Source organism: Thermomonas sp. (assembly GCF_019104945.1).
Lineage (GTDB): Bacteria > Pseudomonadota > Gammaproteobacteria > Xanthomonadales > Xanthomonadaceae > Thermomonas.
Window position 1 is genome coordinate 1 of record NZ_JAHRWW010000038.1, and the last position, 22,881, is coordinate 22,881.

18 protein-coding genes and 1 pseudogene are annotated in these 22,881 nt (G+C 56.4%); 9 read left to right on the forward strand and 10 right to left on the reverse strand.

Features of this window, described 5'->3' with window-relative positions; translation table 11 throughout:
- Positions 1-43: 43 nt before the first annotated feature.
- The gene (gene pcp, locus KUL77_RS09425) at positions 44-703 is read left to right on the forward strand and encodes a pyroglutamyl-peptidase I (protein WP_297146219.1); all 660 of its coding nucleotides are present in this window, start codon (positions 44-46) and stop codon (positions 701-703) included.
- A 9-nt stretch (positions 704-712) separates the two neighbouring features.
- Here the strand turns inward: pcp and dcd are convergent, their stop codons facing one another.
- Together dcd and apbC are read right to left on the reverse strand one after the other, a co-directional pair.
- Positions 713-1,285, reverse strand: a complete 573-nt coding sequence (dcd, locus tag KUL77_RS09430) for a dCTP deaminase (RefSeq protein ID WP_297146221.1) — start codon at positions 1,283-1,285, stop codon at positions 713-715.
- Between the two features lie 66 nt (positions 1,286-1,351).
- Positions 1,352-2,200, reverse strand: coding sequence for an iron-sulfur cluster carrier protein ApbC (apbC, locus tag KUL77_RS09435; protein WP_297146224.1), 849 nt, complete (start codon positions 2,198-2,200; stop codon positions 1,352-1,354).
- A 173-nt stretch (positions 2,201-2,373) separates the two neighbouring features.
- On the opposite strand from apbC, the gene KUL77_RS09440 reads away from it, so the two are divergent.
- Entirely contained in the window at positions 2,374-2,805 is a 432-nt protein-coding gene (locus tag KUL77_RS09440; RefSeq protein WP_297146226.1) for a DUF2147 domain-containing protein, read from the forward strand.
- Positions 2,806-2,983: 178 nt separating this feature from the next.
- Entirely contained in the window at positions 2,984-4,972 is a 1,989-nt protein-coding gene (locus KUL77_RS09445; protein WP_297146228.1) for a prolyl oligopeptidase family serine peptidase, read from the forward strand.
- Between the two features lie 130 nt (positions 4,973-5,102).
- Here KUL77_RS09445 and KUL77_RS09450 read toward each other — a convergent pair whose 3' ends face one another.
- On the reverse strand, positions 5,103-6,716 hold the full coding sequence (locus KUL77_RS09450; RefSeq protein WP_297146230.1) for a tetratricopeptide repeat-containing sulfotransferase family protein: 1,614 nt from the start codon (positions 6,714-6,716) through the stop codon (positions 5,103-5,105).
- 197 nt (positions 6,717-6,913) lie between these two features.
- On the opposite strand from KUL77_RS09450, the gene KUL77_RS09455 reads away from it, so the two are divergent.
- Positions 6,914-9,970, forward strand: coding sequence for a TonB-dependent receptor (locus KUL77_RS09455; RefSeq protein ID WP_297146231.1), 3,057 nt, complete (start codon positions 6,914-6,916; stop codon positions 9,968-9,970).
- A gap of 127 nt (positions 9,971-10,097) precedes the next feature.
- On the opposite strand, the gene KUL77_RS09460 is transcribed toward KUL77_RS09455, so the two are convergent.
- Positions 10,098-11,486, reverse strand: coding sequence for a M20/M25/M40 family metallo-hydrolase (locus KUL77_RS09460; RefSeq protein WP_297146234.1), 1,389 nt, complete (start codon positions 11,484-11,486; stop codon positions 10,098-10,100).
- A 134-nt stretch (positions 11,487-11,620) separates the two neighbouring features.
- Here KUL77_RS09460 and metG point away from each other — a divergent pair, with 134 nt between their 5' ends.
- Together metG and rnfB are read left to right on the forward strand one after the other, a co-directional pair.
- Positions 11,621-13,681, forward strand: a complete 2,061-nt coding sequence (gene metG / locus KUL77_RS09465; protein WP_297146236.1) for a methionine--tRNA ligase — start codon at positions 11,621-11,623, stop codon at positions 13,679-13,681.
- 105 nt (positions 13,682-13,786) lie between these two features.
- Complete coding sequence (gene rnfB, locus KUL77_RS09470; protein ID WP_297146238.1) at positions 13,787-14,236, forward strand: Rnf electron transport complex subunit RnfB; 450 nt, start codon at positions 13,787-13,789, stop codon at positions 14,234-14,236.
- Positions 14,237-14,238: 2 nt separating this feature from the next.
- Here the strand turns inward: rnfB and KUL77_RS09475 are convergent, their stop codons facing one another.
- The 6 genes and pseudogenes from KUL77_RS09475 to KUL77_RS09500 form a co-directional block, all read right to left on the reverse strand.
- On the reverse strand, positions 14,239-15,162 hold the full coding sequence (locus KUL77_RS09475) for a TraB/GumN family protein (RefSeq protein WP_297146241.1): 924 nt from the start codon (positions 15,160-15,162) through the stop codon (positions 14,239-14,241).
- Positions 15,162-16,115 carry a DUF1684 domain-containing protein gene (locus KUL77_RS09480; RefSeq protein ID WP_297146244.1) on the reverse strand — a complete coding sequence of 318 codons (954 nt, stop codon included), beginning with the start codon at positions 16,113-16,115 and terminating at the stop codon, positions 15,162-15,164. The genes KUL77_RS09475 and KUL77_RS09480 overlap by 1 nt, the downstream gene beginning before the upstream one ends.
- Positions 16,094-17,887: a DNA mismatch repair endonuclease MutL gene (gene mutL / locus KUL77_RS09485; RefSeq protein ID WP_297146246.1), complete on the reverse strand. Its 1,794-nt coding sequence runs from the start codon at positions 17,885-17,887 to the stop codon at positions 16,094-16,096. The genes KUL77_RS09480 and mutL overlap by 22 nt, the downstream gene beginning before the upstream one ends.
- Positions 17,888-17,906: 19 nt before the next feature.
- Positions 17,907-19,238, reverse strand: a complete 1,332-nt coding sequence (locus tag KUL77_RS09490) for an N-acetylmuramoyl-L-alanine amidase (protein WP_297146260.1) — start codon at positions 19,236-19,238, stop codon at positions 17,907-17,909.
- A 135-nt stretch (positions 19,239-19,373) separates the two neighbouring features.
- The gene (gene tsaE, locus KUL77_RS09495; protein WP_297146249.1) at positions 19,374-19,850 is read right to left on the reverse strand and encodes a tRNA (adenosine(37)-N6)-threonylcarbamoyltransferase complex ATPase subunit type 1 TsaE; all 477 of its coding nucleotides are present in this window, start codon (positions 19,848-19,850) and stop codon (positions 19,374-19,376) included.
- A 4-nt stretch (positions 19,851-19,854) separates the two neighbouring features.
- Positions 19,855-20,661 (reverse strand): annotated as a pseudogene (locus KUL77_RS09500) (NAD(P)H-hydrate dehydratase); the annotation flags it as partial.
- Positions 20,662-20,800: 139 nt separating this feature from the next.
- On the opposite strand from KUL77_RS09500, the gene KUL77_RS09505 reads away from it, so the two are divergent.
- From KUL77_RS09505 to parC, 3 genes are all read left to right on the forward strand, one after another.
- Entirely contained in the window at positions 20,801-21,022 is a 222-nt protein-coding gene (locus tag KUL77_RS09505) for an AbrB/MazE/SpoVT family DNA-binding domain-containing protein (protein WP_297146251.1), read from the forward strand.
- A gap of 9 nt (positions 21,023-21,031) precedes the next feature.
- Positions 21,032-21,460 carry a type II toxin-antitoxin system death-on-curing family toxin gene (locus tag KUL77_RS09510; protein WP_297146254.1) on the forward strand — a complete coding sequence of 143 codons (429 nt, stop codon included), beginning with the start codon at positions 21,032-21,034 and terminating at the stop codon, positions 21,458-21,460.
- A gap of 25 nt (positions 21,461-21,485) precedes the next feature.
- On the forward strand, positions 21,486-22,881 hold a 1,396-nt coding region (parC, locus tag KUL77_RS09515; RefSeq protein WP_297146257.1), incomplete at its 3' end, for a DNA topoisomerase IV subunit A.

Below are 22,881 nucleotides of genomic sequence, written 5' to 3' on the forward strand. Positions count from 1 at the left end.
TCTTATTTTGATGTACGTTCTTATCTTTCGTTAGCGTGCCCCAATGCCGAAACAAACCCCATTAACTGTTTTAGTCACCGGCTTTGAGCCCTTCGGCGGGGAACGCAGCAACCCCAGCTGGGAAGCGGTGCGCAGCCTACAGGGGCTAGAGATTGCCAAACACCGCATCGAAACACTGTGTCTGCCGGTAGAGTTTCACACCTCGCTGCGCGCCTTGCGGCAAGCTATTAGTCAATGCACCCCTGCGCTGGTGCTTTGCGTTGGGCAAGCCGGTGGGCGTGCACAGCTTTCACTTGAGCGTGTCGCCATCAACATCGACGACGCCCGCATTGCCGATAACGCCGGACAGCAGCCTATCGACGCACCAATTATTCCCGATGGCCCCGCCGCCTACTTCACCACGCTGCCCATCAAAGCCATGCTACTGGCACTGCGCCATGCGGGCATTCCCGCCGAAATCTCACAAACCGCAGGTACCTATGTCTGCAATCACGTGTTCTATGGCGCCATGCACGCACTCAAAGGTACATGCAGCGCCCGTGCCGGGTTCATCCACATCCCATTTTCCCCCAAGCAGGCGGCCCACCACCCCGGCGCGCCCAGCCTTGCCGCCAGCACAATTAAAAAGGGGCTGCGTATCGCGATTGAAACCGCGCTTACCACACAGCACGACGCCAGCATCGCTGCAGGCGCAGAGCACTGACCGCGCCGCTTAAGTACGCGGCAGGGTCACACCGGTCTGGCCCTGATACTTGCCACCACGGTCGCGGTACGAGGTCTCGCACACATCATCGGCATCGGACTGGAAGAACAGCATCTGCGCCACGCCTTCACCGGCGTAGATGCGGGCAGGCAGCGGCGTGGTATTGGAAAACTCCAGCGTTACATGCCCTTCCCACTCAGGTTCCAGCGGGGTCACGTTCACGATAATCCCGCAGCGTGCATAGGTGCTCTTGCCGAGACACACCACCAGTGTATCGCGTGGGATGCGGAAGTATTCCACCGTACGTGCCAGCGCAAACGAATTGGGCGGGATGATGCATTCATCGCCCACGATATCGACAAAGCTCTTCGGGTCGAAGTGCTTAGGATCCACAATGGTGGAATTGATATTGGTGAACACCTTGAACTCGCGCGCACAGCGCACGTCATAACCGTAGCTCGACGTACCGTAGCTCACGATGCGCTCGCCGTTTGCCTGTTTTACCTGGCCAGCCTCATACGGCTCAATCATGCCGTGCTGTTCGGCCATGCGGCGGATCCAACGGTCGCTTTTGATGCTCATGCAGGTCTTCCCAATACAGAACCCTAGATTCTACGGGAATTGAACGTTCAAGAGCACGCGTACGGCTTAGCCCCCCATCAGCGACGCCATAATGCCGGTACGCACTTTGGGCCGTGCTTTGAGCTGCTCTAACACGGCGCGCGCCGTGGCACGAAACGCCTGCGCGGCGGCAGAATCGGGCTTGGCCACCACAATAGGTGCGCCTGCGTCGCCCTGCTCGCGAATATCAGCCTCCAGAGGCAGTGAACCCAGCACCGGCACGCCGTACTTTTCCGACATCCACTGCGCACCACCTTCGCCAAAAATATGCTCCACATGGCCGCAGTTGCTGCATACGTGCGCGGCCATGTTCTCCACCAGCCCCAACACCGAAATCTCCACCTTCTCAAACATCTTCAGCGCCTTACGCGCATCCATCGTGGCCACTTCCTGTGGCGTAGATACCACCACCGCGCCTGCCACCGGAATGCGCTGAGCCATGGTCAGCTGAATATCGCCAGTGCCCGGCGGCAGATCAACCACCAGCACGTCTAAATCGCCCCAGCGGGTATCGCGCAGTAGCTGGGTCAACGCCTGCGTCACCATCGGCCCGCGCCAGATCATTGGCGTGTCATCGCCCACCAAAAAGCCAATGGACATCGTTTCAATGCCAAACGCCCGCATTGGCTCGATGCTCTTACCGTCGGGGCTATCCGGCTTACCCGACAAGCCCAGCATCGTGGGCACGCTGGGGCCATAAATATCAGCATCCAAAAGCCCGATCTTCAGCCCCTCTGCGGCCAGCGCCAGCGCCAAATTAACCGCAACCGTGGACTTCCCCACCCCCCCCTTGCCGGAACCTACGGCAATGACGTTATGGGCATTGGGAAGCGGCTTGAGCTCGCCTTGAACGGCGTGGGAGGGGAGACGGGGCATGACATCACAAAGCGGGGGGAGACGTCTTTATTTTAACGAACGATTCTGAAGCACTGTTTCACATGCCATCAAATGACGCCTGACCCCGGCCGCCTATTCCATACCCGGTCGAATGTCGGTATAAACCCAGCATGGGCGCGCCGCGCTCCGCTACTCCTTGGGAGGGAGATTTCATGCGTACACTGCTGTTAACCGCTGCGCTTGCTTCATTGTCATTTGCCGTTTCCGCCCAACACCACGCCTCGCCGGTGGGTAAGTGGAAAACGCTGGACGACAAGACCGGCAAGGCGATGACGATTTCTGAAATCTACGAGGCCAAGAACGGCACGCTGGCGGCCAAGATCACCGAGAACTTGGGCATGTCGGCTACGTGCGAAGAGTGCAGCGGGCAATACAAGGGCAAGCCGTATGTGGGCATCGTCACCCTGTGGAACCTAAAAGCCAACGCCGACGGCTCTTGGGGCGGCGGTAACGGTTATAAGCCGTCTGAGGACCGCAACTTCAACGCCAAGTCGATGAAGCTGATCGACGGCGGCAAGAAGCTGGAAATCAAAGGCTGCGTGGCGTTTATCTGCAAAACGGCCACGTGGGTGCGCGTGGATTAAAACACGCTACTTTGCACGTCAAAACGGCCCGAAATCGGGCCGTTTTGCTTTGTTGTCGTTGGATGACTTTTACACTCTTATCTACACATGTATCCTTCGTCAAGACACCAACTACAGGATGGTTGTATCAATGAGACAAGTTTTGTTGTTCCTAGCTGCGTGCGTGTCGCTCGCAGTAATGGATGTGGAAGCAACCGCACCGAAACGCCCAACTATTGAACAATTAGCCGCCTATCCAGCGTTCTCTGGATTCTCGCTCTCGCCTGACGGCAAGCACATCGCTGCATTGCGTGGGGTGGGTGAGGATCGGACTATCGCGGTATGGAAGACAGATGCTCTCGATCAGCCTCCGACCCTGATCGGCGCTGAGCGCATGAAAATTACCGGCGTCTCTTTCATCAAAAACGATCGTCTAGCTGTAAATTTCTGGCAGCCCTACGACTTAAGAATGGATCGACTGACCAAGACCTTCGTTTCGAAGCTGATGATCACAGACCTCCAAGGCAAGAGTTGGAACGAGCCGATCACTCAGGCTCGCGCCACCAGTCGCGCTCAAGAGTTGATGCAATCACTCACTAATCCCACAGTTCTAGACCGTTTACCCAACGACCCGCACCACATCCTCGTAGTCAATAACGTGGGTAGCAATTCTGGTGACGTATTCCGTGTCGACCTTCGTGACTTTTCGTCCGAACGCATCCAAATGACAGAAGGGCGTGTTGCTGGATACATCACAGATCTAGATGGCGCGCTGCGTGCGCGCTTGCAGCAAAATATCGATAGTACTGGCGCCTATATCGCCGCTGAATTCCGGAACATACAAACCGGCGCATGGGAAGAACACTTCCGCTCATACGTAAAAGATCGCGATCGCACCGAAATCATTGGCTTCAGCACTGATCCGAATATTGCATTCATTCTAAGCAATGTAGGCGAGGACAAGTCTGCTATCTACGAATACGACATCGCTGCCAAGACACGCAAAGAAGCTCTATACCAACACCGTGTCTTCGATGCTAGCCGTGTATTGATAAACCCCTACCGGTCAGCCGGTAATGAATTCGGCAAATTACTCGGAATCGGCTATCGCGGACCACGAGGCGATGAAATCGACTGGACCTCATCCGCGATGCGTTCGCTTGATGCTGGGTTGAAGCAAGCGCTCGGCATTGTGAATAACAAGCTAAACCTTGTCGACCCCAGTTCAGGGAAGTCGGCCCAAATTGATTATCCAACTGCAAAAGACTACCGGATTACAGGCTACACGCCCGACCTATCCACTCTAATTATTAGCGTGGATGGCGCCTCAATACCTACCGAGTACTACCTATTTCGCAACGGCTCGCTGACCTTGCTTGCCAAGAGCTACCCGGATATCGATCCACGTGCACTCGGTGACACCAACCTCGTCTACTACAAGGCTAGAGATGGTTTAGATATCCCAGCATTTTTGACTAAACCAAACGAAGAGCTTTGTGGCCCCGGCCCTTGGCCTGCAGTCGTGCATCCACACGGCGGCCCTTGGGCGCGCGACACGATGGATTTCGACAGCTCAATGTGGGTTCCATTGTTGGCATCCCGCTGCATGGCAGTTTTGCGTCCTCAGTACCGTGGCTCTGATGGATGGGGGCGCAAGCTATGGATGGCCGGTGATGCAGAATGGGGCCAAAAAATGCAAGATGACAAGGACGATGGCGCCAAGTGGCTAATCGACCAAAAAATCGCTCAACCGAACAGAATCGCAATCTTTGGGTTTTCTTATGGCGGCTACGCAGCATTTGATGCCGCCATCCGTCCCGCCGGAACCTACAAATGCGCTATTGCGGGAGCCGGAGTTTCTGATATTCGCCGTATCTGGTCTCGCTTTTATACAAACCCTTTCTTCCGACAAGCACAGGCCCCTACCGTCAAAGGCGTGAGTCCGGTGGACGAAGCAGCAAACACCCAGATCCCGATCATGGTCTTTCACGGTGAGCGCGACCAGACAGTTCCAATAGAGCAATCGGACTGGTTTGTTGAAAAAGCCAAGCAGGCCGGAAAACCAGTTATCTATCACAAGATTGCCGACTACGCACACGGCCCTGCGTGGACACGCAAGGTTTTTGCCGAACAATTGAGCTATATCGAAGACTATCTTTTGAAAGGTTGTGGCGGTAGCGGGCTCTAATTGCTCTTAATAGCAGCTCCGGATTCACAAACTTCCAGTTGTTATATGGCCTTCGCTTTTACGAGCGAAGGCCACGATTTCCTCCCCTACTCATCCACCTTTTATTAATTACAAGGCAGAGGGAAAGAGCTCAACTGCTTGTCGATGCGATTTCCAGCAACCCAGCAGCGGTGAGCTTACGCACCAACGGCGCAAGCTCTCTTTCATACCGCCGCGAACTATTGACAGACCGTGAATGTACGGGCTCGCGCACTTGCGCCGCGCTCGCAGTTGCATAGACATCGCTCTTACCGGGTGTCTCTAGTGCACGCGGCGTCCATTCCAATCCACACCAGGCATAGATACGCCGAGCTTGGGCTTCGGTATCGGTAACAAGGCTTTCGTAAGAGACATCCAAAATTACACCGGGCATAGTTTCGTGCCAATGCTGCATCAATCGTCGATAAGCGATGTAGTACTCCGCCAACTCGTCTTGGTCATACGAAAATTCGTATGCATCAAAGAACAACGTTTTATAAATGGCGTAACACGTATCTAGCGGATCGCGAACGAGGTGGACAATCCTCGCATCAGGTAAAGCTTTGTGAATCATGCCACAGTAAAGATAGTTTACTGGCATCTTGTCGATGAACATCGAACTCCCACCAACCATTTGACGCGCGCCACGCATGTATTTGCGCCCCAGCACTTCAAAATCAACTCTGAGTGCTGCTTCCGTCGGTGACAGTGCGGGATCCTTTTCACGCTCCTCCAACATGGCGCGTGTCAGCAAAGCATCAAAATCCGATAACTCACCCGCATTTCGAACGTTACCAGACTGGAGCAAGATACGCTCTGTTAGGGTCGTGCCAGTACGCGGCATACCAACAATAAAGATCGCACCAGCCCCCTCGTGCCCACTTACTGCGTTCGCTAGGTTCTGCGCATGAGTATGCGATTGAATTTCCCTCAGCGAATTAATGGCTTTCTGTGCGTCGTACCGGATCGCGCCACGCTTCTTACTTGCCCCAGCTTGTAGGACTGCAAATGCCTTGTCGTAGTCGCCTAAGTCTTCCAGCTCCTTAGCCAACGCATACAGCATGCCTGCCTCATCTTCGTCACGCTTTACACCCATCCGCAGCCTGCTCTCGAGCTCAGCAACATGATTACTATCGCGCGTTTGCTTACGCAGAGTGGAGCGTAAGTAATGGACAGAGCCAGCATGCGGTGCTGTGGTTAGAACACGATCCAAACACTCTTCTGCACGCACATAATTACCGCTGTAGAAAAGTGCAAGGCCCAAGTCATAGAGCCAACCCGGATGTTCTCCACCGACTGCGAGCGCTCGTTCATAGCAATCAATGGCTTGAGGCAGCTGATTGTGATGATAGTAAAGCTTACCCGCTTGCCACAGAACACGGCCATCTACATTGGCGCTGGCTACAACCTCTTCTATCAACGCTGACACTTCATCCCGCCGATATGCGCGCGATAGAAGCCACGCCTTCTTCAGCTTGTGCTGCAAATTTTCATCCTGAAGGATTGCCTTGTCGATCCAATTCAGCGCGACATCAAAACACCCGCGGGCGTTGTAAGCCTCGGCCACAAAAGCGTGAACGCGCGCCTCTTCTGGATACAGCGCCGCAAGCGACTCTCCAAACTCAACAGCCTCATCGACTCGCCCCCCTTGCAACAACGCCACGCCATGCGAAAGCCCCTGAGATATAGATTTAACCTCGCTTTGAACAAGCAGCTTGTCAGTCATAGATGCACTCATGCTGCCCATTCTAGCCAGAACTTCAACAGTCTTGACACTTTTCGACCACCTTCACAGGACATGAATGCGTGAGAAAAATATTCATCCTCAATTCATGCATTAGTCACTTGTTAATACTTCATTAGTTCAGTATGCTCGAGACGATTCACCTAAGCCAATACTGTCAAGATCTTCGAAGGGGAACTATGTCCAATCGCTACCAAACACACCTTAACCGCGCACCACTCGCACTTGCACTTGCTGCTGTAATGCTCTTACCGGCAGGCGCTGCCTTCGCCCAGAGTGCTGATGTGCCCCAGGACAAGTCAAAAGACGAGTCTTCGGAAGCCGCCAAGAAAAAAAATGTCGAAACGCTTGATGCAATCGTTGTAACCGGTTCCCGCATCGCTAAAGACACCTTCAATTCAGTTTCACCGGTGCAAGTCATCAGCCGCGACGAGACCACCATTGCTGGTTTTAACTCTACAGCCGCTGTGCTGCAAAGTACGGCTGTCACCGGAGGCAGTGAGCAGATCAACAACTCCTACGGCGGCTACGTCGTAAACGGTGGTCCCGGCGTAAACACCCTGTCTCTGCGCGGCCTCGGCGCAACACGAACCCTGCTGTTGTTGAATGGCCGCCGAGTCTCTCCGGCTGGTTCGCGTGGCGCAGTGGGTTCTGCCGACTTGAACGTTCTTCCGAACATCATGGTTGACCACGTGGAGGTATTGAAAGACGGCGCTTCGTCGATCTATGGATCAGATGCTGTGGCAGGTGTAGTCAACATCATCACCCGGCCGAAGGTTGATGGCGTAACCATGGAGTTTCAACAAAACTCTACCCAACACGGCGGTGCCAACGAGGGTCGTTTTTCGATCATGGCTGGCAAAACTGGTGATGACTGGCGAGTAAGTGGCTCCCTCGAGATGTTCAAACGCACATCGATGACATTGGGGCAGCGCGGCTGGGCTAGTGATTGTCCAGTGCCGCTACTTGGCCGCAAAGCCGACGGCAGCTATGGTGCGGATGACTTCATTGATCCTACAACCGGCGAACCGAAGTGCTGGAGCTTGGATGCGGGTGGCGTGACAATCAACACATTAGGTACAGCCTACCGTCTCGGCGTGCCAGGAGCCGGCAGCAAGGGTTACTACGCCTCTTTCTATGCAGATGATTGGGCAAACATGCCCTTCTACCCCCAAGACTATTTCAACCGTTGGCGTCCCAATTCGAGTGTCACCACCGGCTTTGCTGGCTTTGAAGGTGTTGATCTCAATACGCGCACGACCTTCGCACCGGAAATGAAAGACGCTCACCTAGTATCACCTACCACTAACTTCACCGGATTCCTGCAAGGCGGCAAAGATTTGCACGCTTTAGGTGATGCCGAGCTCTACTTCGAACTGCTAACACACCGTCGCAAATCTAATCAGTCGGGTTACCTGCAACACACCATCGACTACGCTAACAACAGCCCTCTTCTGGGGCAGTACTCGTTCTTGAAAAATTTTGCAGCTGCTCCAGCTGACGGCTCAACGAACGGCCAAGTAATTGCCGCTCGCGCTTTCGTCGGCTGGGGTATCTACCGTAATAAACAAGAAGTGGACTTCTACCGTGCCACCGCGGGCTTGCGCGGCCACATCGGTTCAAGTAGCTGGGACTATGACTTTTACTTGAGCCATGCAAATTCTGATGCCGACTACATGACACAGAATCGGTTAACCGATCGCATTGCAAAGGCCTTCAACGTCGTTGCAGATGGCTCGGGTGGATTCATCTGCGCCGATGCAGCAGCTCGCGCAGAAGGCTGCGTCGCCGCACCGGTACTCACTGCTGACGTAATCGCCGGCAACTTGCCCCAAGCCTATCGCGACTACATCATGCAGTGGACCCACGGCAACACGAAGTACGAGGAAACCACCTTCAGCTTGAACCTGAATGGCTCACTGTTTGACATGTGGCATGGGACTGCATACGGCGCGTTCGGCTTTGAGCATCGCCGCGCTAGCATCAATGACACCCCAGATATCAACTCCATTAATAACAACCTGTACGGCTTCACCTCGTCCGCCCCAACTCGCGGTAGCGACGAGGTGAATGAAGTCTATGCAGAAATTGAACTACCACTGCTGTCGGGCATTACGGGGGCGCAAGAACTTAGCGTCAACTTGTCGGGTCGTTACACCGACTACAAGTCCTACGGAAACGACACCACTTACAAGATGGGGCTGCTGTACACCCCAGTGAGCTGGCTATCGATTCGTGCGTCACACGGCACCTCGTTCCGTGCACCAGCATTGTTTGAGCAGCATCTAGGTGCAACTAGTGGCTTTATCGGTAGCACCAACGACCCATGCAACGAATGGGCGCAGATGACGGACAAGACAAGTAACCGCTACCTGAACTGCCAAAGCTTGAACTTGCCAAACAACTACACAGCAAACACAAGCGTACGTGTATTCACGAAGGGGGGCGCAGAGACTGGGCTGTTCGCCGAAACCTCCACAGCGACCACCGCAGGTATCGTACTGCAGCCGGAATTCCCGGAAACCTTTGGCGACTTGTCGTTTGCTGCCGACTATTACGACATCAAAGTTAATAACGGTGTCTCACTGCTGTCTGGCGGTAGTGTTCTGGGACTATGCTATGCGCAGAGTACATCCGAGTTCCAAGCTGGTAGTGGTTACTGCGGCTTGGTGGAGCGTGCGGCCAATAACTCGCTTACCGTCACCACCGGCTACATTAACGTGACCAGCAGTGTCGTTCGTGGCTGGGATTTCACCACACGTTATGTGCGCGACATCGGCCCGGGTTCCTTCCGTGCTACCGCACAAGTGTCACATTTCTTGGAACAGGGCTATCAAAGCCTGTCAACCGCACCATACCGCGACAGCAACGGAACAATTGGTAGCCCGGATTTCACTGGCAACCTCGATCTCTCCTACAACGTCCGCAACTGGCTATTTCGTTACGGCCTAGACTGGGTGGGTGCGGTTAGCGACTACGCTTTCTACATGAACTATAACGGTGTTGATTACCGCCCGAATTATCTGATGGAGATTGACGACTACTTCTTGCACAGCATCTCAGTGCGTTACTCGGGCGACAAGTGGTCGGTCACCGGTGGCGTACGCAATATTGCCGACAAGAATCCTCCGATTGTCTCGACGGGCGCCACCAGCGTTATCGGCAACTCCCCATTGTCCAGCAGCTATGATTATCTGGGGCGGTCGTTCTTCTTAAACTTCACCAAGACGTTCTGATTCTCGGATAAGGATAGTCGCGTCAAAGCCGCCGATCTCACGATCGGCGGCTTTTTTATGCGTTATGGCGTTGAAAGACAACCTATTGCAGCAACACACCCTACCTTTCCAGCATTTGTGATTTAAATCACTTCGCCAATGACATCAACAGCCGATGCCAATAGTCCAACGTGGCAGGCACTTCCGCCGCGGGCAGCTTTTCATTCAAGCCATGTGCAAAGCTGTCGTTGTCTTTGGCAAACTCACCGCTCACGCCGTAACTATCTACACCCAATGTGCGGAAATGCATGCTATCGGTGGCCCCCGCCGACATCCCCGGCACCACATCAACGCCCGGAAAGCGTGCGTGGATGGCTGCGGCAACGCGCTCCATTACATCGTTGCGCAGCGGTGATTCTGGGCTTTCCACCGGCGGTGGCGGCAATGTTTCAAAGTGTGCGCTGGTATCGTCCACAACCTTCACCAGCATGTCGCGCACGCTCTCAACCGGTGTACCGGGGAAAATACGGCAGTTCACGTCCACCGAAGCGCGCTGCGGCAATGCGTTGAGGGCATGCCCGCCATGCAACATGGTGGCGATACAGGTTGTGCGAATTTGCCCCACGTAGGCCGGGTCAGCGCTGATGATGGCAGCGGCTTCGGCATCCTCGGGGTGTTCGGCATAGTGCATCAGCGCTTTGCCCAGCGGGCTTTGCAGACGCTGCCCCATGCTCCGCAATGAGGCGCGTGTGGTTGGGCTAATTTGTGTGGGGAACTGATACGCAGCAACTCGGTCGATCGCACGCGCCAGCCGATAGATCGCGTTATCCGGCACATTCGGCGCACTGGAGTGGCCGCCTGCCGAAGTAAATGTAATGCGAAAATCAGCATAGGCTTTTTCCGCCGTCTGCACGTTATACATCACCGGCTTACCACTGGGATCCAGCGTACCGCCACCGGCATCGGCGTTCAGCAGAAAACGCGCGTCGTGGTAGCGTTTGGCCAGCTCGCGCGTAGTGGCCATATCAGTTTCTTCATCGCCTGAAAACAGCATTATCAGGTCGCCATTGGGAACAAAACCCTCGCGCTTGAGCCGGATGAACGTCTGCACCAGCACCACCGCTGCGGTTTTCATATCCGCCACGCCGCGCCCGTAGAGATAGCCGTTTTCTTCGATCAGCGTGAACGGGTCGCGCGTCCAATCTTCTGGATTCGCCGCCACCGCATCAATGTGGCCTGAAATCAAAATCGGCTTGGCCTCACCACGCCCACGATAGCGCACAGTGAGCGCGGCGGTATTGGCGATGGGGATGATCTCAATATCCGAAGATGCAAACCCACCCGCCTCTAGTTTGTCGGCCAGATAGCGCGCCAGCTGTGGCACTTGGCCTTGCTCGGTACGAAACGCGACCGCGTGCTTAAGCATGTCTTTTGCCGCTGCAACATCCGAATCGGGCGCTTGCGCTTGCGCGATGGGAGCGGCGAACAGTAAGGGCGTGATGAGCGCAGAGAGCAACCGCAGGCGGAGAACGGACATTCGGACACTCCTTGGATGGGTTGATCCACTTCTACCGGAATTTTTGCCAAAGATGAAGTGACAAACGACCAAGCCCGCCCAGTGTGCGGCCGCATGCGATAATCGACCCTCTTACCCCCTTACTTCAATTGCCCATGTCACGCTCTGCGCTCGTTACCAATGCCCTGCCCTACGCCAACGGCCCGCTGCATCTTGGCCATTTGGTTGGCTATATCCAAGCCGATATCTGGGTGCGGGCGCGACGCATGCGCGGCGATACGGTGCATTATGTGTGCGCAGACGACACCCACGGCACGCCGATCATGCTGGCGGCGGAGAAGGCAGGCGTCACGCCAGAAGCCTTTATCGCCAATATCCAGGAAAGCCACGAGCGCGACTTCGCCGCATTCGGTGTGGCGTTCGACCACTACGACTCCACCAACTCCGCCACCAACCGCGCAATCACCGAAGAAATTTACGCCGCACTGGAAGCCAACGGCCACATCACCCGCTGCAGCGTGGCTCAGCTCTATGACCCCAGCAAAGGCATGTTCCTGCCCGACCGCTACGTCAAAGGCACCTGCCCAAACTGTAAAACGCCCGATCAATACGGCGATAACTGCGAAGTCTGCGGCGCAACGTATAGCCCCACCGATTTAATCGAACCGAAGTCTGTGGTGTCCGGTGCAACGCCGGAAATCCGCGATTCTGAGCATTTCTTTTTTGAAGCCGGGCAGTTTGCCGATTTCCTGCGCCAGTGGCTTGCGGGTGACACCGCCCTGCCGGGTGTCAAAGCCAAGCTAATGGAATGGCTTGATGCCGAAGGTGGCCTACGCGCTTGGGATATCTCGCGTGACGCACCGTATTTTGGCTTTGAAATTCCCGGCGCACCCGGTAAGTATTTTTATGTGTGGCTAGACGCACCAATTGGCTATTTGTCCAGCTTCAAAAACTACTGCGGTAAAACCGGCGTGGATTACGCCAGCTTCTTGCGCGCCGACTCAAGCGCCGAGCTGCACCACTTCATCGGCAAAGACATCGTCAACTTCCACGGCCTATTCTGGCCTGCAGTACTGCATGGCGCTGGCTTGCGCGCCCCCACCCGCCTACACGTCAACGGTTACCTCACCGTAGACGGCGCGAAGATGAGCAAGTCGCGCGGCACGTTCATCATGGCGCGTACCTTCTTGGACAACGGCCTGCATCCCGAAGCACTGCGCTACTACTTCGCCGGCAAAACCTCCGGTGGCGTGGACGATGTGGATCTCAACCTTTCCGACTTCGTTGCGCGCGTGAACAGCGACATCGTCGGCAAATTCGTCAACCTCGCCAGCCGCTGCGCCGGGTTTATCGAAAAGCGTTTTGCTGGAAAGTTGGCAGATGCGCTACCCGATGCAGCAATGTATGAGCGCTTTGTTGCTGCGCTTCCCGCTATTGCAGATGCCTACGAGCGCAACGAAGCTGCCACCGCGCTGCGCCTCACGATGGCACTGGCCGATGAAGCCAACAAATACATCGACGAACACAAACCTTGGGTGATCGCCAAGCAAGACGGCGCCGACGCGCAACTGCAAAGCGTCTGCACACAAGGCCTCAACCTATTCCGCGTACTGGCCACTGCACTCAAACCCGTGCTACCGGCCACCTGCGCGCAGATCGAAACCTTCCTCAACGCGCCTGTCACCGGCTGGGACAGTGTTAAAGCCCCACTGCTGGCCCACACTATCGCGCCCTATGCGGCGGTGTTCACTCGCATCGACCCGAAACACGTCGAAGCTATGGTCAATGCTTCCAAAGACACCTTGGCAACGCCAGCCCCCACGGCAGCGAAGGCAGGCAAGCCGGAAAAGAAAACCGACGCTCCAGCCCCTGCGGCAGCAGATGCATTTATCAACATCGACGACTTCGCCAAGCTCGACCTGCGCATCGGCAAAGTGCTGGAATGCGGCTTTGTGGACGGCTCCGACAAATTGCTGCGCTTCCTGCTAGACGCTGGTGACTTAGGCCAACGCCAAATCTTCTCCGGCATCCGCGCAAGCTATGCCGAACCAGAAAAACTGGTAGGCCGTAAAGTCGTCTTCATCGCCAACCTTGCTCCACGCAAAATGCGCTTTGGCCTGAGCGAAGGCATGATTCTCTCCGCCGGTTTCGACAGCGGCGCGCTTGCCCTGCTCGATGCCGATAGCGCAGCCCAACCCGGCATGCCGGTACGCTAAACTTGAACACCGCATTGCGGCATGGCTGCATCCACTGCAGCGAAGTCAAGGAGGAGATGCTGCCGCAGGCAGCATCGGAGGACATGAACGGAAGTGGATGTAGCCATGTCGCTACGTGATACAACCACCAGCATGGCACCCGTTAATACATCTGATCTGATTGAACGCCTCGACCGCATCCTCCCGCAAACACAATGCGGGCAATGCGGCTATGTGGGCTGCCGCCCGTATGCGAAGGCCATGGCAAACGGCGAAGCCGGGCCAGATCGCTGCCCTCCCGGAGGCGACGCAGGAGCCCGCGCACTCGCTACCGTACTTGGTGTTACCCCCGTACCGTATGACCGCAGTCGCGGCGAACACAAACCCTATCAAGTCGCCCTCATTATTGAAGACGACTGCATCGGCTGCACCAAATGCATTCAGGCCTGCCCGGTGGACGCCATTATTGGCGGCCCTAAATTCATGCACACCGTGTTAGATGACCCGTGCACCGGCTGCGAACTCTGCGTTCCAGCTTGCCCGGTGGACTGCATCATCATGGTGCCAGCACCGTAGCCTTAGTTCACTGCGCAGGCATCGCAAACGCGCTCAACGGTATAGCCCTTGGCGCGCAGCTGTTCCACCAAACCGTCGCTCCCCAATAGATGCAGCGCACCGACAATAATCAACGTATTGTCTTTCTTCTCATCCACAAGCCGCTTCTCAACTTGCGGAAGCCAGCTATTGTTACGCTCCACATCCAATAAGCGGTAACTCTCTGGCGTTTTACGCGCCATCTCGGCACGCATCTGTTCATCCAACTTCTCTACGTTCCCCGCACGCCACCAACCATGCAGCTCCTGCAATTGCCGGATCGATTTTTGCGGATCATTGAGAAATTCTTCCATCCCCTGCGCCTGCTCGGCGTAGGGCACACTGTCCATTGCCCGCATTTGGTCGTCGATTGTTTCAAGCCCAGTCGCGGGCTTTCCCGCCTCGGCTGCACGCCGCATAAAATATTGATCTACGCCCAACTCTGGCCTAAAGCCCATCGCCTGCGTCACGCTCAATACCAAGCTTAAATTCACCGCCCAAGGCTCGCTGTGCTCAACTGCTTGCAAAGACCCACCGCCTGCTGAAAGCAACGTATTGAGCTTGTTCAATGTGTCCTTTGGTAAAACCGTACTCAGTGTTTTTCCGTCTTCATACGCCATGTATTTCTGCATCGACGCCTGCGTTTCTGGCGAGGTAAGTGCGGCAGGGTCAACTTCAAACATCAGTGTTTTACTGTCGTTAAAGGCGCGATCAAGCTCTGCTGGCAGCGGGTAATCTTCCTGCTTGAGTAAATGAAACGAGCCTAACAAATACACTGAATTATCCGCATCAGACACCTTCCACAGCAGCGGCTTTGCTGCCTCATCGGACGCTGCTGATAAAGGACTAGCACAGGCCGCAAAGCCCCATAAGGCACACAAAGTAAGAGCAATCCACTGGCGCTTCATCACGATTCCTTCGTTGGTTTGATGTAATCCTTTTCTCCCGCTTCTACGCGCAGATCAAGGCGGTTTTCTGGCGGTGGCAGCGGGCAAGTCGCGAACGGCGTAAATGCACACGGCGGGTTATAGGCTTGGTTGAAATCAATGCGCAAATGCCCTTTTGTATCGGGCTTTGGAACGTCTAAGAAACGCCCTGCACCATAACTGCCGTGGCCACTGGTGCGGTCGGCAAAGACCAAGAGCAGCGTTGCGCCCCCTTCATCCAGTGCTTCCAAATGATAGAGCTTGCCATCGCGCTGAAACTCCACCTTGCCAGGATTCGGCACATTGTCTGTCACGCCAATGATATTGACGATAGGCAATGTAGTGCCTGGCGGATGCGCGATAAAGCGTGCCGGCATTTGCCAGTCACGCCCACCCGGCCAGTAATTAAGCCCGGTGAAGCGCAGACGGCTCTCGGCATCGGCATGACGTACACGCAGCGCCAAACGGCCGCCGCGTTTAATGACAACCGCAAGGCCTTTGCCTTCATCAAAAGCAATGACGCTGGCCCCCATTGGGTCGGCATCACTCCGCAGTACACCACCGCGTGCGGGTTGGCCGTCTAAGGTCAGCGCCGTGTCCGCAGTAAAACTCACCCGATCTTTTTTTACCGTAAACAGGCCCAAATGCGCCGGCCCTTGCATCAGTTGAATGCCATTATCGCGGCCGCTTCCCACGCGGCGCACGCCGTTATCTAACCAATGCAGCCCGATCAAACTTGTCCACCCATCCGGCTGCGTCAGCGCTTCTACCCGCTGCTTGCGCCAAGCCTGCTGATCCTGCAAAAACGCCGCTTCGGCCCTTGCCTGTGCGGCTTTTGCCTCTGCACTCATTTCGGTATCACGCTGGCAGGCGGTCAGTGCCGCTAACAAACTCAAACCCACCAACGCTCCCCTCAGCGTCCGCGTAAAAACCATTTATCCATCTCCGCTAATGTAAACCGCGTCCATGTGGGACGCCCGTGATTGCATTGCCCTGAGCGCTCGGTGGCTTCCATCTCACGCAGCAGGGCGTTCATTTCAGGAACCGATAGCCTCCGGTTAGCGCGCACCGCACCGTGACAGGCCATTGTGGCTAAAAGCTCATCGCGTGTTTCTGCCACCCGTCGCGTGCTGCCGTGTTCGCGCAGATCGGTGAGTACGTCACGCAGCAACGCTTCCACATTACCGTGCGCGAGTAGCGCTGGAACACTGCGCAATAACAGCGACTGCGGGCCGCTACGCTGTACCTCAAACCCAAGCTCGGCCAATGTCTGCGTCTCGCGCTCGGCAATGTCGGCTTCGCGCTCGGACACCGCCAAGCTGGTAGGCACCAAAAGCGGCTGAGTGCGTAAGCCTGCCCCATCGTGCGCTGCTTTCAATTTCTCATAGCCGATGCGTTCATGCGCGGCGTGCATGTCCACCACAATCAGGCCATCGACATTTTCCGCCAAAATATAAATGCCGTGCAGCTGCGCTACAGCAAAACCCAGCGGCGGCATGCCGTCTTCGCGCTCTGCAGGCATCGCGGCGGGCGGCGGTGCAAATGGTATGGGCTGCGAGGCGCTTACTGGGCGCTGTGCATACAGTGCCGCATAAGCAGAAGGCGCATCGGCAACGCGTAAACCCATTGTCTCTTGGCGTGGTGCGAAAGCCGCCTGCGCCACTGCCGCGGGCATGCTGTGCATCGGCGGCGTTGGCGTAGCCACCGCGCCCGCGCGTGTTTCAGCAAGGGCCTGCTGCAGTGCGCGATAGACAAAATCGTGCACCAGCCGCGACTCGCGAAAACGCACTTCGTGCTTTGCAGGATGCACGTTCACATCCACACCGCGCGGGTCGAGTTCCAGAAATAAAACATAGGCCGGGTGTCGCCCGTTGTAGAGCACGTCGCTATAGGCTTGTCGCACCGCATGGGCGACATTGCGATCACGCACACTACGGCCGTTGACATACAAATACTGCTGATCGGTGCTGGCGCGGTTATAGGCGGGCTGGGCGATCCAGCCGCTTAAATGCATCCCTGCACCGGTGTGATCCACGCGCATCGCGTTGCGCGCAAACTCTTCACCCAGCGCTTCATGCAAGCGTACTTCCGACAACAAATCACCTTCGCCTTTCCAGCGCCGCGAAGGTTTGCCGTTATGGGTGACTCGTAGTTCAACGTCTGGGCGCGCCAAGGCGAGTGTGCGCAGCCACTCTTCGATGTGCGAAAGCTCGGTGCGCTCTGCGCGCAAAAACTTACGCCGCGCAGGCACATTGAAAAACAGGTCGCGCACTTCAATCGTTGTACCGAATGGATGCGCGTGTGGCACTACTTCCGAGGCTTTCCCACCCTCGATGCGCAGCTCGGCGCCGTGTTCGGCATCGTGCCTGCGCGATACCAAGCGAAACCGGCTTACCGATGCAACAGATGGCAGCGCTTCGCCGCGAAAGCCCAGCGTGGCCACGGCTTCAAGATCATCAATGGACGCGATCTTGCTGGTGGCATGGCGCGACACCGCCAGCGGCAGTTCTTCGGGGGCGATGCCACCGCCATCGTCACGAATGCGAATTAGGCGTACACCGCCTTCTTCAAGATCAATATCAATACGCTTGGCCCCGGCGTCCAGCGCGTTTTCTACCAACTCTTTCACCACAGAGGCCGGTCGTTCAACGACTTCGCCTGCGGCAATTTGGTTGATCAGGGTATCGGGAAGTTGACGAATGCTCACCCGTCAATTCTAACTGGGCTTAGCGGCTTCCGCCGATCGCTGCCGATTTTCCGCTGCTCGCTGTTGCATTCGCGGCTTGCGCACGTGCTGCGTACAACGTTCCTGGCGGCGGCTGACGTGCAAAATAGCGATCTACGCCATCTAAAATCGCACGCGCCAGCGTTTTTTGGAAGTCAGGATCGGCTAGCCGTTTTTCTTCATCCGGGTTGGAAATGAAGGCCGTTTCCACCAGCATCGCTGGCATTTTGTCGGAGGTGCGCAGTACCGCGAAATTGGCGCGTTCGATATCCGGCTTATGGTTATTGCCCACGCGCTTCAGCCCACCCAACACATGCGACGCTGCGTCTTCCGAGGCTTTCATATTGCCGCTTTGGGTAAGGTCAAGCAGCACATTGGTCAGCGTATTGTCGGAAACGCGCACGCGTTCGCCGCCGATCACGTCTGCCGCGTTTTCTTTATCGGCCAGCCAGCGGGCGCGCTGCGAAGAGGCGCCTCTGGTGGATAAAATATAAACCGAAGACCCGCGCGCACTGCGGTTTTCCGCAGCATCGGCGTGGATCGAGAGAAAGATATCCGCCTTATTGGCACTGGCTTTACGGGCGCGGTGCTCAAGCGGAATGAACATATCGCTGTCGCGGGTCAAAAAAGCCTTCAAGCCCGGCGTTGCATTGACTTGCCGCGCAAGCTCTCGCGCAATCGCCAGCGTCACGTCTTTTTCGCGCGTACCATTTTTACCGCGTGCGCCCGGGTCTTGCCCGCCGTGTCCGGCATCAATGGCCACAACCAAGGGACGAACGCCTGCGCGCATGTCCATCTTGGGTAACACAATGGGCGCTTCGGCCTCTTCCATTGGGGGCGTAGGCACAGCAACCGGCGGCGTTGCCGCGGACACTTTAACCGACTCTGCACGCTCGACAAGCGCCAGCATTGGATCCACTACAGCGGCAGCAGCTGGCTGCGGTGCCGCCTCCACGGGTGTCACGCGCGTGACCGGCTGCCCATCGCCCGGCCATTCCAGCACCAGCGTATAACCCGTGGCATGGGTTTCGATTTCCGTCGGAATGGCCTTCACCTGCGTGGCCAAATCAAACACCACCCGCACTGTTCCTGCGACCGGTTGCCCGGTACGTACCGATTTCACCACACCCGCGGCTTTAGGCAGCGCCAAACCACGTGCCAGATGGCTTTCTGGGAAATCCACCACCAGCCGTTCCGGGTTCTTGAGGGGAATCAGCTTATAGCTCCCCGGTTTGTCTAGCCGCAGCTCGGCACGCGTTCCGGTGGCGCTGGTTTCGATCAGTAGCTGTTTAATTTCCGCAGCATCCGCCCCAAAGCACGGCAATACAGCCATCGCCAACGCGATGGACAACGACAGGCCGTAGCGATTCCCCGAGGTGCGCATACCGCGGAGTTAACCACCGGTTTTCAATAAGCGCAAGTATTTTTTCCTGAATAATCCGTAACCTGCACCACTTTCTTGGATAATTCAGGAAGACTTTGCTGCAACCGCACCCTGAATTGCCTGTTTCAGCCACGCACGCCCGGCCTCAGTCTCGGCTTGCAGTTCGCAACTTCGCCCCAGCCCGGCAACAGCCAAATGGATGTTTAAATCGACTTGCGGTAACGCGCCCTGCCCGCGCTCGGGCCATTCCACCAACCACAGCCGCGCCTCTGCCGGGTCTAGGCCTAGAAACTCAAGCTCCCCAGCATTGCCAATACGATACAGATCCAAATGCAAGGCCAGCCCGCCCTGCGGCAGCACGTACTGCTCCACCAAGGTATAGGTGGGGCTGCGGATCGTGCCGGTCACGCCCAAGGCGCGCAGCAGGGCGCGCGCGAGTGTGGATTTCCCGGCACCAAGGTCACCGTGTAAGTACACGATGACGCGCTCAGGCAGCGCGACCGCCAGCTGCGCCGCCAGTGCTTCTGTTGCGTTAGCGTCTTCTAAAAATAGTGTGTCCATCCGTCTATCGTCGCACTGGATTGGCTAATCTGCGCAACCACGGCAATAAATCGGAAGGAAGCAGCCCGCGTTCACCACCTTCCTGTGCAGCAGCATCTCCGGCCGCCGCATGCAGCAATGCACCCGCCGTAGCCGCATCGCTTACCGATAGCCCTTGCCCAATCAATGCGGCAATGCAGCCAGTAAGCACATCTCCCATTCCGCCAACCGCCATCCCTGGATTACCCGCTGCAATCTGCATCGACACGCCTTTCACCGGCTTTATCAGCGTTCCGGCCCCCTTCAAAACAACAACAGCTCCCCAGCGCTGCTGCAACGCTTCCACGGCAGAGAGGCGATCGTTCTGTACGTCTGAAACTGTACAACCAAGTAAACGTGCGGCCTCTCCCGGATGCGGCGTAATCACGTCACTGCTGCGTAGCCGCCTGCCTTCTTGGACCAGCAGATTCAGCGCATCCGCGTCGAATACACGTGGCTGCTCTGCCTCCAGCACCCGCGTCAGCAGCGCTTTGCCCCAGTCGTCTTGCCCCAGCCCGGGGCCAAGTGCAACCACGCTGGCGCGCGCGAGTAGCGGGTCTAGCTGGCTCACTGTTTCAACCGCATGCGCCATCACCTCGGGGCTGCGTGCTAGTAGCGGCGCAATATGCACACCGCGCGTAGCCACACTCACCAAGCCCGCACCGCAGCGCAGCGCCGCCTGTGCAGCCAAAATCACCGCGCCGCCACTGCCGTGATCCCCACCAATACACAGCACGTGGCCGTGCATACCTTTATGCGCATCGCGCTGCCGGAGTGGCAAGTAATGCTTTAGCGCAGTGGCGTCACAGGAAAAGACGGGGTTGGGCATGAACAGGAGTTTATGCGAGTTGCGGCTTACCAGCGAACACCCTTGACACCCCACAATGAATATAGTTACATCATTTGTTACAACAACGTATTTTAGGTTTGCCATGAAGCTCAAAATCACCACCGTCGGCAACTCTGCAGGCGTCATTCTCCCCAAAGAGCTTCTGGCGCGGCTGCATTTGGAAAAAGGCGACGCGCTGTATGCGTTGGAAACACCCGATGGCATTCGCCTGACGGCCTATGACCCCGAGCTTGCCGCGCAAATGGAAGTGGCCGAGCAGGTGATGCGCGAAGACCGCCTCGTTCTACACAAACTTGCGCAATAGGGGCTAGCCATGATCGTTTGGATCAGCAAACCCCTAGCCCTAGCCATCCACGACCGCCAGCTAGCCGAACACGGCGGTAGCGGCGGCCTGCGCGATGATGCCTTACTCGATTCAGCACTCGCGCGCCCACAGCAGCGCCATGCCTATGGGGAACCACCGCCAGACCTCGCCGACCTTGCCGCCTCGCTGGCATATGGCCTTGCGCGCAACCACCCATTTATTGACGGCAACAAGCGTACCGCACACGTTTGCTATCGCGTATTTATTGCACTCAATGATTGCGAATTTATCGCAAGCGATGAAGATAAATACATCGCCATGCTGCAACTCGCCGAAGGCAACCTCAGCGAAACCGAGTTCGCCGCGTGGTTACGCCCTAAAATTCAGGCCAAACCCGCAGGAAAAATACAGGAACCGCAGGCAAGCTATCAGCCTTGAACCGTATTACCCGTAAAATGGGCGGATGACTGACGATATTTTCCGCTCCTCTTTCCACGGCTTCGAGCAGATCCCGCTACGCGAATACGCCGAACGCGCCTACCTCGACTATTCCATGTATGTGGTGCTCGATCGCGCCCTGCCCTTCATCGGCGATGGCCTGAAGCCCGTACAGCGCCGCATTATTTATTCGATGAGCGAACTGGGGCTTGCCGCTTCGGCCAAACCCAAAAAATCCGCGCGCACCGTGGGCGATGTGATCGGTAAATACCACCCACACGGCGATAGTGCTTGCTATGAAGCGCTGGTATTGATGGCGCAGCCGTTCTCCTACCGTTACCCGCTAATCGACGGCCAAGGCAACTTCGGCAGCAGCGACGATCCCAAATCGTTCGCGGCGATGCGCTATACCGAATCCAAGCTCTCGCCGATTGCCGAAGTTCTGCTGGGTGAGCTCGGCCACGGCACCACCGACTGGACGCCGAACTTCGACGGCACGCTGGAAGAACCCACATGGATGCCAGCCCGTCTTCCCCACCTACTGCTCAATGGCACCACCGGCATTGCTGTAGGCATGGCCACCGACGTACCGCCGCACAATCTCAATGAGATCGTCAGTGCCTGCGTGCGCCTACTGGATGACCCTGATGCCAGCGTGCGCGACCTGTGCGAGCACGTGCGCGGCCCGGACTACCCCACCGCAGCTGAAATCATCACCTCGCCATCCGACTTGCTCAATCTGTATGAAACCGGCCTTGGCTCAGTACGCGCGCGCGGCGTATTCGTCAAAGAACAGTCGAACATCGTCATCACCGAACTACCGCATCAAGTAAGCCCCAGCAAAATTATCGAGCAGATCGCCACGCAAATGCGGGCGAAAAAACTGCCGTGGCTGGAAGACATCCGCGACGAATCTGACCATGCCAACCCCACCCGCATCGTGCTTATTCCGCGCAGCAATCGGATCGATGTAGAACAACTAATGGGGCATCTATTTGCCACGACGGATCTGGAAAAAAGTTTCCGGGTCAATATGAACGTAATCGGCTTAGACGGCCGCCCGCAGGTGAAAAACCTAAAGATGCTGCTGTCGGAGTGGCTGAGCTTCCGTCAAACCACGGTCACACGCCGTCTCAAGCACCGCCTCGATAAAGTGGAGCGCCGTCTACACCTGCTCGAAGGTTTGTTGATCGCCTTCCTTAATCTGGATGAAGTGATCCGTATCATCCGCAGCGAAGACGAGCCCAAAGACGTGCTGATGGCGCGTTTTAAGCTCAGCGAAGAGCAAACCGATTACATTCTCGACACCAAGCTGAAGCAGCTAGCGCGCTTAGAAGAAATGAAAATTCGCGGCGAGCAGGACGACCTTGCCGCCGAACGCGAAAAACTATTAGCCATTCTTGATAACAAAGCCAAGCTAA